12 protein-coding genes are annotated in these 14,078 nt (G+C 71.7%); 4 read left to right on the forward strand and 8 right to left on the reverse strand.

Features of this window, described 5'->3' with window-relative positions:
- The 3 genes from D3P35_RS11735 to D3P35_RS11745 all read right to left on the reverse strand — a co-directional run.
- On the reverse strand, positions 1 to 827 hold an 827-nt coding region (locus tag D3P35_RS11735), incomplete at its 3' end, for a hypothetical protein (RefSeq protein ID WP_198670589.1).
- A gap of 317 nt (positions 828 to 1,144) precedes the next feature.
- Positions 1,145 to 1,663 (reverse strand): RES family NAD+ phosphorylase, encoded by a 519-nt coding sequence (locus tag D3P35_RS11740; RefSeq protein ID WP_118134923.1) that lies wholly within the window; start codon positions 1,661 to 1,663, stop codon positions 1,145 to 1,147.
- Complete coding sequence (locus tag D3P35_RS11745) at positions 1,660 to 2,130, reverse strand: antitoxin Xre/MbcA/ParS toxin-binding domain-containing protein (protein ID WP_118134924.1); 471 nt, start codon at positions 2,128 to 2,130, stop codon at positions 1,660 to 1,662. The genes D3P35_RS11740 and D3P35_RS11745 overlap by 4 nt, the downstream gene beginning before the upstream one ends.
- A 536-nt stretch (positions 2,131 to 2,666) precedes the next feature.
- On the opposite strand from D3P35_RS11745, the gene D3P35_RS11750 reads away from it, so the two are divergent.
- The 4 genes from D3P35_RS11750 to D3P35_RS11765 all read left to right on the forward strand — a co-directional run bounded on the left by D3P35_RS11750 (position 2,667) and on the right by D3P35_RS11765 (position 8,793).
- The gene (locus D3P35_RS11750) at positions 2,667 to 3,923 is read left to right on the forward strand and encodes an efflux RND transporter periplasmic adaptor subunit (RefSeq protein ID WP_118134925.1); all 1,257 of its coding nucleotides are present in this window, start codon (positions 2,667 to 2,669) and stop codon (positions 3,921 to 3,923) included.
- A 12-nt stretch (positions 3,924 to 3,935) separates the two neighbouring features.
- Positions 3,936 to 7,109, forward strand: a complete 3,174-nt coding sequence (locus D3P35_RS11755; protein ID WP_118134926.1) for an efflux RND transporter permease subunit — start codon at positions 3,936 to 3,938, stop codon at positions 7,107 to 7,109.
- A 76-nt stretch (positions 7,110 to 7,185) separates the two neighbouring features.
- On the forward strand, positions 7,186 to 7,803 hold the full coding sequence (locus D3P35_RS11760; RefSeq protein WP_198670590.1) for a TetR family transcriptional regulator: 618 nt from the start codon (positions 7,186 to 7,188) through the stop codon (positions 7,801 to 7,803).
- Positions 7,804 to 7,851: 48 nt separating this feature from the next.
- A complete protein-coding gene (locus tag D3P35_RS11765) occupies positions 7,852 to 8,793 on the forward strand; it encodes a DMT family transporter (protein ID WP_118134928.1) in 942 nt (313 codons plus the stop codon).
- Positions 8,794 to 8,808: 15 nt separating this feature from the next.
- Here D3P35_RS11765 and D3P35_RS11770 read toward each other — a convergent pair whose 3' ends face one another.
- Genes D3P35_RS11770 through D3P35_RS11790 form a run of 5 tightly spaced genes read right to left on the reverse strand, consistent with a single transcriptional unit; the run spans position 8,809 to position 14,070 of the window.
- Positions 8,809 to 9,861 (reverse strand): low specificity L-threonine aldolase, encoded by a 1,053-nt coding sequence (locus D3P35_RS11770; protein WP_118134929.1) that lies wholly within the window; start codon positions 9,859 to 9,861, stop codon positions 8,809 to 8,811.
- A complete protein-coding gene (locus D3P35_RS11775; protein ID WP_118134930.1) occupies positions 9,858 to 11,021 on the reverse strand; it encodes an aminotransferase class V-fold PLP-dependent enzyme in 1,164 nt (387 codons plus the stop codon). The genes D3P35_RS11770 and D3P35_RS11775 overlap by 4 nt, the downstream gene beginning before the upstream one ends.
- A gap of 1 nt (position 11,022) precedes the next feature.
- Entirely contained in the window at positions 11,023 to 11,766 is a 744-nt protein-coding gene (locus D3P35_RS11780) for an amino acid ABC transporter ATP-binding protein (protein WP_118134931.1), read from the reverse strand.
- A complete protein-coding gene (locus D3P35_RS11785; protein ID WP_118134932.1) occupies positions 11,763 to 12,884 on the reverse strand; it encodes an amino acid ABC transporter permease in 1,122 nt (373 codons plus the stop codon). Before D3P35_RS11785 ends, D3P35_RS11780 begins: the two co-directional genes overlap by 4 nt.
- A gap of 1 nt (position 12,885) precedes the next feature.
- Complete coding sequence (locus tag D3P35_RS11790; protein ID WP_118134933.1) at positions 12,886 to 14,070, reverse strand: amino acid ABC transporter permease; 1,185 nt, start codon at positions 14,068 to 14,070, stop codon at positions 12,886 to 12,888.
- Positions 14,071 to 14,078 lie beyond the last annotated feature (8 nt).

A 14,078-nucleotide genomic window follows, 5' to 3' on the forward strand; every position in this document is an offset into this window, starting at 1 on the left:
CGGCGCGCCTCCGCGAGCGGCAGGGCCAGCCCGCCGCACAGCGCGGCGGCGGCACGCACCCGCCGCGCCAGCCGGGCCGGCGCCGTGGCGGGCGGCGCATCGGTGAGCAGCGCCATGGGCGGACGGGACGGGCGACGCGACAGGGTCTCCTGCGGCAGCCAGCGGGCGCGGTAGTCCCACCAGCCGAGCGAGGAGGCGAGCATGTCGTAGCCCTGCGCGGCCAGCGCCTCTGCCACGGCCTGCGGCAGTCCGGCGCTGTTGGCCACCACGCACAGCCCGGGGTGGCGCGCGCGCAGCGCGGCGAAGAGGGCGGCGGCCGCCTCCGCCGGCAGGCGCTGCGGCGCATCGATCACCACGCCGGCGACACCCGCCGCGGCCGCGGCTTCCAGCCGCTCGGCGAGGCCGCTGTCCACCGCATCCCGCGCGTCCGCCGCGGGCGAGAGCAGCCCGGGCGGCAGTGGCGGCAGGTTTCGCGGATCGAGCGGAGCCCCGGCGAGCGCGGGCTCGGCAGAGGGGGTGGCGGGCGCCGGCGGGCGCGGGGCGCGCAGCCGCATCCAGGGCAGGATGCCGCCGGCGCGCAGGCGCGTGACGCGCTCCGCCTGACCGGGCAGGGCCGCTTCGTCGAAGAGCACGCCGGAGAACCCCTCCACGGGAAGTGCCGCACCCTCTCCGAGCGCTGCGAGATCGCTCGCGCGCAGGGCGAGAAGAACCGGCGGCGTCATGCCGGAGAGCCGGGGCAGGCGGGAGCTTGGGCCGGGAAGCTGGCCGGGGCGGCAGGCGGGCAGGCGGACGTCGTCGCGGGCATTCTGGAGACCCCCTTGTTGCATTCCGAGGCCCCGGTCCTCCCGACCGTGGGCCGAAACGGCCACCGACCCGGGCAGACGGGAAACGAACCCCGCCCGGGCCGGCAGCCGCACACGCGATCACTGGCTACGCTACGCAATCCTGAACCGGCGACGTGACCCCACCGCCAGGACAGGGCGCCTGTCGGGCGGGTCGGGCCGCGTCGGTTCCGCTCCCTGGCCTGCCTCGCGCGGGTGGCGAGGACACGGCCGGGCCGGGCCGCGAAGCCCCGTCATCCGGGCATCAGGAAAACGCGCGGCGCGACCATTCGTTCCACGGCGGCGCGGGAGAATGCGGGGGGTCAGCCGCCCGGGGCGGCGGGCGGCGGATTGAGCCGGGTGTCGAGCGCGAGCGGCTCCTGCCTCAGCAGCCGGTAGCGGCCGGCGGCCACCTCGGGGTCGAAGACGAGGTTCCAGCTCCTGCGCGAGACGGTGCTGGGGATCGCGATCATCCCGTGCTCGGCGAGCAGGGCGTCGCCGAAGCGCATCTGCCCGGCGCCCGGATAGCCGGGCACCAGCCAGCCGGGGTTGGGCACCTCCTCGGGGCGCACCACACGGATCGACCGCGGCACCAGCACCTCGAGCGCGGTGAGCACGCTCGGAGTCGCGTCGAGCAGGGCGAACCCCTTGTGCACCGCCACCTCGAGGATCGCCGTGGCGGGATCGAAGGCGCAGTAGACCGCGCGGCGGCGGGGCGTGTTCCAGCGCCCGCCCACGCGAAAGGCGCCCTCGCCGCTGTCCCAGCTCGCGGCGAAACGGGCGTGGTCGATGCGCCAGGCGGTGAGCGGCCCCTGCTCGAGCGGGAAGGGCAGGGGGGTCATGAGTAGACGCCGTACTCCATGCGCACGAGCAGGGTCTGGACCATCTCGGCGCCGGCGGGCGTGCCGAGCAGGTCCATCGGCGTGCGCCCGTCGAGCCCGGTGGCCGGGCTGGCGAGCCATTGTTCCGCCGCGGCCTGCGAGCCCAGCACCTCGGTCGCCCTGGCGAGCACGCTCGCAAAGGTCCAGGCGCGGGCGCTCTGCTCGACGTTCAGGCGCGGGCGGCGGGCCTTCTCCTGTCGCTCCAGCGTGCGGGCGGAGACACCCAGGGCGCGGGCGAAGCTCTGCCGGTCGCCCAGCCGGGCGAGGCGCCGGCGCAGGCTGGCCACCGCCGCCTGCGGCAGGCCGCCGGCGATCATCTCGTGCGCATCGAGCGGGGTGCGGATGATCCGGTGCAGCGTGTCCTCGCCGCCCAGGAGCGCGGCGACGGCGCCGAAATCGCTGTCATCGGCCTGAAGTGCGTTGCGCATGGCAGGCGCCTCCTTTCGCTCTTCGCTCTCGTCGACCTGTTCGCTCTCGTCGTCCTGTCCCGGACGGTCGCCATCCTGTCCCCGGATCCTGTGCCACGGGAGCTCGTCCACCGGCACGTCCGGCGGGCCAGCGCCGGGCTGCGACAGATGTCGCTTCCTTATATGACACTTGACGCAGACCGATTCAAGCCTGTCGCGCGGGGCGGTTCGCGCCCGCAGTGCGGAGGCGCGGAACGGGGCGGGTGCGGCGGAATGCCGCCACGCCCGACGGCCGCTTCCCGTCCCGCCGCCGCCGGGGGGCCCGCGCCCCGGCGGCGGAAAATTCCCGCGAATGCAGCCTGTTGCACCGCCGGGCCGGCTCCTGCGCATCCGTCGCGCGGCGAAGATAGTTGCAATTGCGCGAACATGGCGGCTTGCAACATCCAGTCATGTATGTATGTTGCACCGCACAGTAGGCGGACCTTGCCTGCCGTCCGACTGTCCGACTCGTTCCGTATCCATGCCACTCCGGGCATTGCAATTTGCAGGCTTCATACATGCAAGACTTTCTCCGCTCCCGACTCGCCCTTGCGTCGCTGATGGTGCTGGTTCTCGCCGGCTGCCGTGAGGAAGAGGACGCCGCGCAGGGCGGACAGGCCCAGCGGCCGCCCTCGCAGGTGGCCATCATCACCACCAAGGGCGAAGCCGTGCCCTTCCAGTCCGAGCTGCCGGGCCGCGTGGCCGCCACCCGCATCGCCGAGGTGCGCCCGCGCGTGGGCGGCATCGTGCTCGAGCGGGTGTTCGAGCAGGGCGCGAACGTGGAGGCGGGCGACCCGCTGTTCCGCATCGACCCCGCGACCTACCAGGTGGCGCTCGAATCCGCCAAGGCCGGCCTCGCGCGCGCCGAGGCGACCCAGCTGCAGGCCCAGCAGGACGCCGACCGCGCCAGCGCCCTCGTGGGCAGCAACGCGGTGAGCCGCTCGGCCTACGACAACGCGGTCGCCTCACTCGCCCAGGCCAAGGCCGACGTGGCGCTGGCCCAGGCCGAGGTGCGCCAGGCGCAGCTCAACCTCGACTACACCACCGTCACTGCCCCGATCTCCGGCCGCATCGGCCGTGCGCAGGTCACCGAGGGCGCGCTGGTCTCGGCCAACAACACCGAGGCGCTGGCGACCATCCAGCAGCTCGACCCGGTCTACGCCGACTTCCAGCAGCCGGTCTCGCAGCTCATCAAGCTGCAGGAGGCGCTGCGCAACGGCGAGCTGCAGCAGGTCGAGCCCAACGCCGCCCGCGTGATGCTGGTGCGCGACGACGGCTCGGTCTACAAGCACCCGGGCAAGCTGCTGTTCTCCGAGACCACGGTGGACCCCACCTCCGGCCAGGTGCTGCTGCGCTGCGAGTTCCCCAACCCCGACCTGACGCTGCTGCCCGGCATGTACGTGCGCGTGCGCATCGAGCAGGGCATCCAGGGCAACGCCATCGCGGTGCCCAACCAGGCGATCCAGCGCGACGCCAGCGGCCGCTCGCTGGTCTACGTGGTGGGCAATGACGACACGCTCAGCCTCCGCCCGGTCATCGCCTCGCGCGTGATCAACGACCGCACCGTGATCGACCAGGGCCTCGAGCCCGGCGAGCGCGTCGTCGTCGACGGGTTCCAGAAGATCGGCCCGGGCGCCCCCGTTCAGACCACCGACTGGCACAACCCGCTCGAGCAGGACGGCTCCGCGCCGGCCGGCGAGGCGGGCGAGGGCGCCGGCGGTGAAGGCGGCCAGGCCACCCAGACGGCACCCGACGGCGCCACCAGCTCGGACTGAGGACGGATCCCGATGCCACGTTTCTTTATCGACCGGCCCATCTTTGCCTGGGTCGTCGCAATCTTCATCGTCCTGGCGGGCGTCCTGGCCATCCCGATGCTGCCGATCGCGCAGTATCCGAACGTGGCACCGCCCCAGGTCACCGTCTCGACCGTCTACCCCGGCGCCTCGGCCGAGGACCTCTACCTCACGGTCACCAAGCCCATCGAGGAGGAGCTCAACGGCATCCCCGGGCTGATCTACTACGAGAGCACCTCCGACGCGACCGGCCGCGTCTCGATCACCGTCACCTTCGAGAGCGGCACCGACATCAGCCAGGCGATGGTCGACACGCAGAACCGCATCGGGCGCGTGGAGGCCTCGCTGCCATCGGTGGTCCAGCAGCAGGGCGTGCAGGTCGAGGAGGCGGGCAACGCCTTCCTCATGGTGGTCTCGCTCATCTCCGATGACGGCAGCCAGGACGCGGTGGCGCTCGGCGACTTCGTGCAGCGCAACATCGTGAACGAGATCCGCCGCGTGCCCGGCGTGGGCCGCGCGCAGGTGTTTGCCTCCGAGCGCGCGATGCGCGTGTGGATCGACCCCGACAAGATGGTGGGCTACGACCTCTCCACCGCCGAGATCATCGCCGCCATCCAGGCGCAGAATGCCCAGGTGGCCGCAGGCTCCATCGGTGCAGCACCCAACCCGGTCTCGCAGCAGACCACGGCGACGGTGCTCGTGACCGGCCAGCTCACCACGCCGGAGGAATTCGGCGCCATCGTGCTGCGCTCCAACCCCGACGGCAGCCTCGTGCGCCTGCGCGATGTCGCCACCACCGAGGTGGACGCGGAAAGCTACGCCTTCTCCTCCTACCTCGACGGCAAGCCCTCCGCCGCCGTGGGCGTGCAGCTCTCGCCCACGGGCAACGCGCTGGCCACCTCGCAGGCGGTGCAGGAACTGATGGCCCAGCTCGAGGGCACCTTCCCGCCGGGCGTGAGCTACCAGATCCCCTACGACACCTCGCCCTTCGTGGAGGAATCGATCACCAAAGTGATCCACACCCTCATCGAGGCCATGGTGCTCGTGTTCCTCGTGATGTTCCTGTTCCTGCAGAACTTCCGCTACACGATCATCCCCACCATCGTGGTGCCCATCGCGCTGTGCGGCACGCTGGCGATCATGCTGGTGGCGGGCTTCTCCATCAACGTGCTCACCATGTTCGCCATGGTGCTGGCCATCGGCATCCTCGTCGATGACGCGATCATCGTGGTGGAGAACGTCGAGCGCATCATGTCCGAGGAAGGGCTCCCCCCCAAGGAAGCCACCAAGAAGGCGATGACCCAGATCACCGGCGCCATCATCGGCATCACGCTGGTGCTCTGCGCGGTGTTCGTGCCGCTCGCCTTCTTCCCCGGCTCGGTGGGCATCATCTACCAGCAGTTCTCGCTCACCATGGTGGTGTCGATCCTGTTCTCGGCGCTGATGGCGCTCTCGCTCACCCCGGCGCTCTGCGCCACCCTGCTCAAGCCGGTGGAGGCCGGGCACCACCACGCCAAGGGCGGCTTCTTCGGCTGGTTCAACCGCGGGTTCGACCGCACGGCGCACAGCTACTCGCGCGGCGTGGGCCGGATGGCCAAGCGCACCTGGCGCTTCATGATCATCTATCTCGCGCTCGTCGCGGGGATGGGCTGGATGTTCCTCAACCTGCCCTCCGCCTTCCTGCCGCAGGAGGACCAGGGCTTCCTGATCGCCAGCTTCCAGGGCCCCTCGGACGCCACGGACAACCGCATGCGCACCGTCACCTCGGCGGCCGAGGGCATCGTTCTCGACAACGAGGCGGTGGAGACGATGATCACCATCCAGGGCTTCTCCTTCTCCGGTGCCGGGCAGAACGCCAGCCTCGCCTTCATCACCCTGAAGGACTGGGCCGAGCGCGGCGAGGGACAGGACGCGGCCTCGCTGGGCATGCAGTTCTCCATCGCCTTCAGCCAGTTCCGCGACGCGATCGCCTTCGCGCTGTCACCGCCGCCGATCCAGGGCCTCGGCACCACCGGCGGGTTCGAGTTCCGGCTGCAGCAGCGCTCGGGCGGCTCGCAGGCCGAGCTCGCGGCGGCGCGCGACCAGCTCATGGCCGCCGCCTCGCAGAGCCCGGTGCTCACCGGCATGCGCGTCGAGGGCCTGCCCGACGGCCCGCAGGTGCGCGTGCGCATCGACCGGGAGAAGGCCAACACCTTCGGCGTCACCTTCGCGGACATCAACTCGACGATCTCCACGGCGCTCGGCTCGAACTACGTGAACGACTTCCCCAACAACGGGCGCATGCAGCAGGTGACGGTGCAGGCCCAGGACCGCTCGCGCACCAACGTGCAGGACATCCTGAACCTCAACGTCATCAACCAGAACGGCGCCTCCGTGCCGATCTCGGCCTTCGCGGACATCTCCTGGACCACCGGCACGGCACAGGCGGTGGGCTACAACGGCTATCCCGCGGTGCGCATCTCCGGCGAGGCCGCCCCGGGCTATGCCTCGGGCGACGCCATCGCGGAGATGGAGCGGCTGGCGGGCGAGCTGCCCTCCGGCTTCGCCTTCGAGTGGACCGGCCAGTCGCTGCAGGAGATCCAGTCCGGCAGCCAGGCGCCGGCGCTGATCGGCCTGTCGATCTTCGTGGTGTTCCTGTGTCTCGCCGCGCTCTACGAGAGCTGGGCCATCCCGCTCTCGGTGATGCTGGTGGTGCCGCTGGGCGTGATCGGGGCCGTGGCCGCAGTCACCCTGCGGGGCATGACCAACGACGTGTACTTCACGGTGGGCATCATCACCATCATCGGCCTCTCGGCGAAGAACGCGATCCTGATCGTGGAGTTCGCCAAGGAGCTGCGCGAGAGCGGCAAGAGCCTGCACGAGTCCACCATCGAGGCCTGCCGGCTGCGCTTCCGGCCCATCCTGATGACCTCGCTCGCCTTCTCCATGGGCGTGATCCCGATGGCCATCGCCACCGGCGCCTCGGCCGCGAGCCAGAACGCCCTCGGCACCTCGGTGCTGGGCGGGATGATCTCGGCCACGGTGCTGGCGGTGTTCCTGGTGCCGGTGTTCTTCGTCTTCGTGCTCTCCAACACGAAGGCGGACCGGGTGCTGGAGGAGCATGCCCGCAGCAACGCCGAGAAGGGCATCGTGCCCCCGGCCGCGCAGGGCCACGGGGCGGCCGAGTGATAGCGTTCGGCCAGCGTCGCACCCCGGCGCGCGGGAGCTCTCCCGCGCGCCGGCGCCATCGGCGGGAGGCCGGGGCATGAGACGCACGAAGGAACAGGCGGCCCGCACGCGGGCCGACATTCTCGCCGCCGCCTACAGCCTCTTCGCCGAGAAGGGCTTCGAGCAGACCTCGCTCGAGGCCATCGCCGAGGCGGCGGGCGTCACCCGCGGGGCGATCTACTGGTATTTCGCCAACAAGGCCGCCATCCTCGACGCCATCCTGGAGATGGAATGCGCGCCGATCGACGACCTGGTGACCGGCCTCACGGGGAACCTGGTGGACGACCCGGTGGGAGCGCTTTCCTCGCTCACCCGGGAAATGTTCACCCGCGTGCAGCAGGATGACCGCAAGCGCTGCATCTACAGCATCATGCGCCAGATGACCTGCGCCGCGCAGGACGCCCCGCGCCAGACGGCGCTGCAGGTGAACCGCACCCGCCTGGTGCACAAACAGCTCGAGAAGGTCTTCGCCTATGCCCACCGGCATGGCAGGCTCAACCCGATCTGGAGCCCCGAGACCGCCGCCATGGCCTATCATGCGCTGGTCACCGGGCTGCTCGAGGAATGGTCGCGCGAGGCCGAGGCCTTCGACATCGGCGCGCGCGGCGGCGAGATCGTCGAGCTTTTCCTCGACCATCTGGCCGCGGTGTCCTAAACCGGCGGCGGCGCCCCGCACCGCGCCTTCGCCCACGGACACCCCCGCATGACCCCCGACCTGCTTCGGCCCGACTGGATCTGGCCCGACTGGATCTGGCCCGACTCGCTCTGGATCCTCTTCACCCTGGGCGCGGCCCTCTCCCAGACCTTCCGCAACGCGTTGCAGCGCGGCCTCACCGAGACGCTCGGCACCGCCGGGGCCACGCATGTGCGCTTTCTCTACGGGCTGCCCTTCGCGCTGGTGTTCTTCGGGCTGGTGCTGCTCTGGGCCGGCCGGCTGCCGCCGATGCCCGACGGGCGCTTCGCGCTGATGCTGGCAGGCGGCGCGCTCACCCAGATCCTCGCCACGGGGCTGATGCTGGCGGCGATGCGCAGGCGCGCCTTCCTCATCGTCACCGCCTATACCAAGAGCGAGCCGGTTCTGGTGATCCTCGTCGCCTGGGCGCTGCTGGGCGAGACGGTGAGCCTCGCGGCCATGGCCGCGGTGGCGCTGGCCACGGCGGGGGTGATGACCATGTCCTGGCCCGGGCGCGAGATGCGTGGCCAGCCCTGGGCGGCGCCGGTGGCGCTGGGGCTGATGTCGGGCGGGATGTTCGCGGTCTCGGCGGTGTGCTTTCGCGGCGCGATCGGCGGCGTGGGCTCCGGGCTGTTCCTGCTCGACGCCAGTTTCACCCTCGTCTGCGCGCTCGGCTTCCAGGTGGCGGTGCTGAGCCTCTGGCTCGGGCTGCGCCAGCCCGGCGTGCTGCGCGCCCTGCTCGCCAACCCGGGGCAGTCGCTGCCCGCGGGCTTTGCCGGCGCCTTCGCCTCGCAGCTCTGGTTCCTCGCCTTCGCGCTGCAATCCGCCTCGCTGGTGCGCACGGCGGGGCTGAGCGAGATCCTCTTCGCCCAGCTCGTGTCGCGGCGGATGAAGGCCCAGCCCCTGCGCCCGCGCGAGGTGGCGGGCATCGCGATGCTGGCCGCGGGCGTGGCCGGCGTGCTGCTGCTCTGAACCCGCCCGCCCCGCTCAGGCGGCCGGGCGCTTCATCACCGCGAGGAAGGTCTCCGCCGCGCGGCGCACCGCGGCACGGGGCGCGTCGAGATGGGTGACCACGCGCATCCGCGTCGGCCCCTCCACCCCGAGGCGCACCCCGTGGCGCTGCATCTCCGCCGACACGTCGGCCGCCGCGCGCCCGCTCTCCGAGAGGTCGAGGAACAGGATGTTGGTGCGCACCCGCTCCGGAAACACCTTCACCCCCGGGCAGTCCGCCACCAGCCCGGCGAAGAGCCGGGCGTTCTCGTGGTCCTCCACCAGCCGCTGGACGTTGTTGTCGAGCGCGTAGAGCCCGGCGGCGGCGAGGAAGCCGGATTGGCGCAGCGCCCCGCCCAGCCGGTGCTTCCAGAACCAGGCCTCCTCGATGAACCCGCGCGCGCCTGCGAGCACGCCGCCCACCGGGCAGCCCAGCCCCTTCGAGAGGTCGATCCACGCCGAGTCGAAGCCGCGCGTGTAGTGGGAGGGGGCCACGCCCTCCTCCGCCGCGGCGTTGAGCAGCCGGGCGCCGTCGATATGCGCGGCGATGCCGCGGGCGCGGGCGCGCTTCGCGAGGGCGTTGAGCGTGGCCGCCGGCCAGATCGCGCCGCCGCCGCGGTTCGTGGTCTGCTCGGCGGTCACCACCCGGCTGCGGGGCGATCGATGCCGCGGCGCGCGCAGCGCCGCTTCGAAGGTGTCGGCATCGAAGATGCCGTCCGCTGTCTCCACGGTGCGGAACTGGGCCCCGGCCAGGGCCGCCGCCCCCGCGCCCTCCGAGCCGAAGACATGGGCGTTGGAGGCGGCGATGATCTCGTCGCCCGGCCGGCAGTGCACCAGGTAGGCGATCTGGTTGCACATGGTGCCCGAGGGCAGGAAGACCGCGGCCTCCATGCCCAGCAGCTCCGCCACGCGCTGTTCCAGCGCGATGGTGGTGGGGTCCTCGTAGCGCTGCTCGTCGCCGGTCTCCGCCGCGGTCATCGCCGCCAGCATGCCGGCCGAGGGGCGGGTGGACGTGTCGGAAATCAGGTCGATCTCGATATGCGTGCTCATCGGTGGCCCCGCCCCAGGTGGTGGAGGAGGCGCGAGGCAAAGCGCGTCACGTCCTCCTCGGTGTTGTAGAAATGCACGGCGGCGCGCAGGTGCCCGTCTTTCGCCGCAACCCGGATGCCCTCGGCGGCCAACGCTGCTTCCAGCGTCTCGGCCCGCACGCCGCCGGTCTCCATGCTCACGATGCCGCCGCGCTGCGCCCAGGGGCGGGGCGTGCGCACCGCCACCTGCCCGGCGTCGAGCTGCTCTATGAGCAGGGTGGTGAGGTCGCGCACCCTCAGCTCGATGTTGCGCAAGCCGATGCGGCCGATGAAATCGGCCGAGCGGCGCTGGATGGCGAGGCCGAGGAAATTCGGGTTGCCGTATTCGAAGCGCCGCGCGCCGGGCGCCCAGCCGGGCTCGGCCACCGCGCGGTCGAGCGTGTCGAAGGAGTATTTCGCCGCGAAGGGCGGGGTGATGCGCTCCATCGCCCGCGGCCCGAGATGCATCAGCCCCGCGCCGGTGACCGAGAGCTGGCCCTTGTGGCCGCCCGCCGCCACCAGGTCGGCGCCGAGGTCGTCGAGCCGCTGGTCGATCACCCCGAGCGCCTGGATGGCGTCGACCACGAAGAGCGCGTCCTTCGCCCGGGCGATCTGGGCCAGGGCCGCGAGGTCGGCCCGCTGCCCGGCGCCGTAGCTCAGCCAGGCCACGGTGAGCACGCGGGTGCGGCCGTCCACCGCCTCGCGCAGCGCATCGGTGCTCACCACGCCGTCCGGCCCCTCGGGCACGATGCGCAGTTCCACGCCGCGGCGGGTGAGCGGGCGCCAGGGGAAGGTGTTGTTCTCGTGCTCGGCGGAGGAGAGCACCACGTTGTCGCCCTCCTTCCAGTCGAGCCCGGTGGCGACGATGTTCATCGCCTCGGAAGTGTTGCGGATGAGCGCGATGCTCTCCGCATCCGCGCCGAACACCCGGCCCACGGTGGCGCGGGTCTGCTCCACGCCGTCCATGGCGAATGAGGTGGCGCCGGCCTCGGGGCTCGCGATATCGGCAAACCAGTCCTGCGCCGCCTGGCCCGCGCAGCGCGGCAGCAGCGCCTTGCGCGCGGTGTCGAGGTAGACGGTGCTCTGCGTGGCCGGGAACAGTGCGCGCAGGGCGGCCCAGTCCGGGGAAGGCGTGTCGGACATCTCAGTCTCCGTGCGAGATCTGGGCTACGAATTCCGCCGCGCGCGGGCTGCGCGGGGCGGCGAAGAAGCTCTCGGGGTCGGTCGCCTCGACGATCTCGCCGGCGTCCATGAACACCACGAGATCGGCCACGCGCCGGGCAAAGCCCATCTCGTGGGTGACGACGATCATCGACTGGCCCTGGGCCGCGAGCTCCTCCATCACCTCGAGCACCTCGTGCACCATTTCGGGGTCGAGCGCCGAGGTGGGCTCGTCGAACAGCAGCACCCGCGGCGCGAGCATCAGCGTGCGGGCAATGGCCACGCGCTGCGCCTGGCCGCCGGAGAGCTGGCCGGGATATTTCGCCGCCTGGTCGGAGAGCCGCACGCGGGCGAGCAGCTCGCGCGCCCGCTCCGCCGCCGCCGCCCGCGCCATGCCGCGGCCGTGCACCGGGCCGATGGTGAGGTTTTCCAGCACCGTGAGATGCGGAAAGAGGTTGAAGCTCTGGAACACCATGCCGGACATGGCCCGCACGTCGCGCAGGGCCGCCGCCGTGCCGTCGAGCCGCCGGCCGCACAGGGTGACGGAACCTTCCTGGAAGCTCTCCAGCCCGATGATGCAGCGGATCAGCGTCGACTTGCCCGAGCCCGAGGGCCCGCAGAGCACCAGCTTCTCGCCGGCGCCGAGGCCGAGGCTCACGTCGCGCAGCACGTGATGGGGGCCGAACCACTTGTTGAGCCCGGAGATCTCCACCGCCGGCGCGCTCATTCGCCCGCCCTCCGCAGGCGGCGCAGGTTGTCGCGCTCGATGGAGCGGCCGTAGAGCGACAGGCCGGTGCAGATCAGGAAGTAGAGCAGGAACACGAAAAGATAGCCCTCCAGCCCGTAGCGCACCCAGTCGGGGTCCTGCAGGGCGGCCTTGGTGGCGCCGAGCACGTCGAACAGCCCGAGGATCGAGAAGAAGGTGGTGTTCTTGAAGGCGCGGATGATGTCGTTGAAGAGCGCGGGCAGGGCGACCGCGATGGCCTGCGGCAGCACCACCTTGCGCAGGCGCAGCCAGTAGGACATCCCCAGCGCCTTGGCCGCCTCCTCCTGACCGTCGGGCAGGGCCTGCAACCCGCCGCGCACCGCCTCCGCCGCGTAGGCGGCGAAGAACACGATCATGCCGATCTCGGCGCGCAGCAGCTTGTCGATGGTAAGCTCGGGCGGCAGGAACAGCGGCAGGATGAGCGCGGCGAAGAACAGCACCACGAGGAGCGGGAAGCCGCGCACGCATTCCACGAAGGCGGCGCAGAGGAAGGAGATCACCGGCCAGTCCGAGCGCCGGCCGAGCGCCAGCGCCACCGCGAGCGGCAGCCCCCCCGCCACCGTGCCGCCGAAGATCAGGAAGGTGAGCGGCAGGCCGCCCCAGAGGTCGGTTCCCACCGGCGCGAGGCCGAGGATGCCGCCGCGCATCAGCACCAGCGAGACGAGGAACACCACGACCCAGCCGCCGAGCCGGACCGCGAGCGGCAGCAGCCGCGGCGCGGTGAGCAGCGCCCAGCCCAGCCAGAGCGCCACGATCACCGCGCCGCGCCATTGCTGCTCATAGGGAAAGGCACCGAAGAGGATGACGCGGTGCTTTTCCACGATCACCGCCCAGCAGGCGCCGGCGCCCTCGGCCCGGCAGGCGGCGGGGTCGGGCGCATACCACACGGCGTCGATCACCGCCCAGCGGAGGAGGGGCCAGGCCACCGCCACCAGCACCAGCGCGATCACGAGTGTGAGCGCGCCGGAGAGCGGGCTGCGGAACAGCCGGCGCAGGGTGCCCGCGGCGCGGCCCTCGGCCTCTGGGGCAGGGCGGGGGGCGGCGCCGGTGCCGGGGGTGGCGAAGGAGGTCACGCTCATCTCAGCGTCCCGGGATCTGCACGAGGCGGTTGAACAGGTTGGCCACCAGCCCCACCGAGACCGAGAGCGCGAGGTAGATGCAGGCCATCACCACCAGCACCTCGATGGTGCGGCCCGAGTAGGTGAGCGCGGTGTTGGAGGTGCTGAACAGGTCGGGGTAGCCCACGGCCACGCCGAGCGAGCTGTTCTTGATCAGGCTCACGTATTGCGCGGCCAGCGGCGGGATCACCACCCGGAAGGCCTGCGGCGCCACGATGCGCCGGTAGATCGAGCCCGGCGACAGGCCGATGGTGCGCGCCGCCTCCACCTGGCCCGCATCCACGCTCTGCACCCCGCCGCGCACGATCTCGGCGATGAAGGCGGCGATGTAGAAGGAGAGGCCGAAGTAGATGGCGAGGAATTCGGGGCTGAGCGTGGCGCCGCCCGAGAAGTTGAACTTGCCCAAGGCGGGCACCGACCAGCCCAGCGGCACCCCGGCCCCGAGCCAGACCGCGAGCGGCGGGCCGAGCACCAGCAGGGCGACGAGCGGCCCGGTCCAGCGGCGCGGGCGCTGCGGGTCGGCCGGGCGGCGGCGGGCGAGGCGGCCGATGAGGAAGGCGAGCAGCAGCCCGCCGCAGAAGGCGAGGAACACGAGCGCCAGCGTCTCGCGGTCATCCGGCGCAGGCACGGTGAGGCCGCGGTTCGAGGCGAAGGCGACGTCGAGGATCGACCAGGCGTCGCGCGCCGCGGGCATCAGGGTGAAGAACGTGTACCAGAACACGATCTGCACCAGCTGCGGCGTGTTGCGGAACAGATCAATGTAGCCACGCGCGAGGCCGGCGGCGAGCGGGTTGCGCGACAGCGCCGCCACCCCGGTCACCGCGCCGATCAGCGTGGCGGTGACCATGCTGACCAGCGAGAGCATCACCGTGTTGCCCAGGCCCACGCCGAGGGCGGAGAGGTAGCTGTCGCCCGAGGAGAAGGAGAAGAACCCCTCCCCGAGCGAGAAGGGCGCCGCGGCGAAGAGGAAGTCGAGCCCCGATGTCATGCCGCGCGCCTCGAGTGCGGCGCGGGCATTGGCCACCAGCCACACCCCGAGGGCGATCACGGCGGCGAGCACCGCGAGCTGCCACAGGGCGGCCCGCGGCCCGCCCCGGCGCAGCCGCGCAAAGCGCGGCGGCCGGGCGGGGGGTGCGATATCGGTCATCGTGCCGT

This window comes from Oceanicella sp. SM1341 (genome assembly GCF_003448965.1).
Classification (GTDB): Bacteria; Pseudomonadota; Alphaproteobacteria; order Rhodobacterales; family Rhodobacteraceae; genus Paroceanicella.

What these genes read in the sequence shown, in the direction of transcription:
- D3P35_RS11765 (WP_118134928.1), top strand. Translation starts at nt 7,852, where the DNA reads ATGACCCCCGACCTGCTTCGGCCCGACTGGATCTGGCCCGACTGGATC.
- D3P35_RS11745 (WP_118134924.1), bottom strand. Translation starts at nt 2,130, where the DNA reads ATGCGCAACGCACTTCAGGCCGATGACAGCGATTTCGGCGCCGTCGCC.
- D3P35_RS11750 (WP_118134925.1), top strand. Translation starts at nt 2,667, where the DNA reads ATGCAAGACTTTCTCCGCTCCCGACTCGCCCTTGCGTCGCTGATGGTG.
- D3P35_RS11780 (WP_118134931.1), bottom strand. Translation starts at nt 11,766, where the DNA reads ATGAGCGCGCCGGCGGTGGAGATCTCCGGGCTCAACAAGTGGTTCGGC.
- D3P35_RS11790 (WP_118134933.1), bottom strand. Translation starts at nt 14,070, where the DNA reads ATGACCGATATCGCACCCCCCGCCCGGCCGCCGCGCTTTGCGCGGCTG.
- D3P35_RS11740 (WP_118134923.1), bottom strand. Translation starts at nt 1,663, where the DNA reads ATGACCCCCCTGCCCTTCCCGCTCGAGCAGGGGCCGCTCACCGCCTGG.
- D3P35_RS11770 (WP_118134929.1), bottom strand. Translation starts at nt 9,861, where the DNA reads ATGAGCACGCATATCGAGATCGACCTGATTTCCGACACGTCCACCCGC.
- D3P35_RS11785 (WP_118134932.1), bottom strand. Translation starts at nt 12,884, where the DNA reads ATGAGCGTGACCTCCTTCGCCACCCCCGGCACCGGCGCCGCCCCCCGC.
- D3P35_RS11755 (WP_118134926.1), top strand. Translation starts at nt 3,936, where the DNA reads ATGCCACGTTTCTTTATCGACCGGCCCATCTTTGCCTGGGTCGTCGCA.
- D3P35_RS11760 (WP_198670590.1), top strand. Translation starts at nt 7,186, where the DNA reads ATGAGACGCACGAAGGAACAGGCGGCCCGCACGCGGGCCGACATTCTC.
- D3P35_RS11775 (WP_118134930.1), bottom strand. Translation starts at nt 11,021, where the DNA reads ATGTCCGACACGCCTTCCCCGGACTGGGCCGCCCTGCGCGCACTGTTC.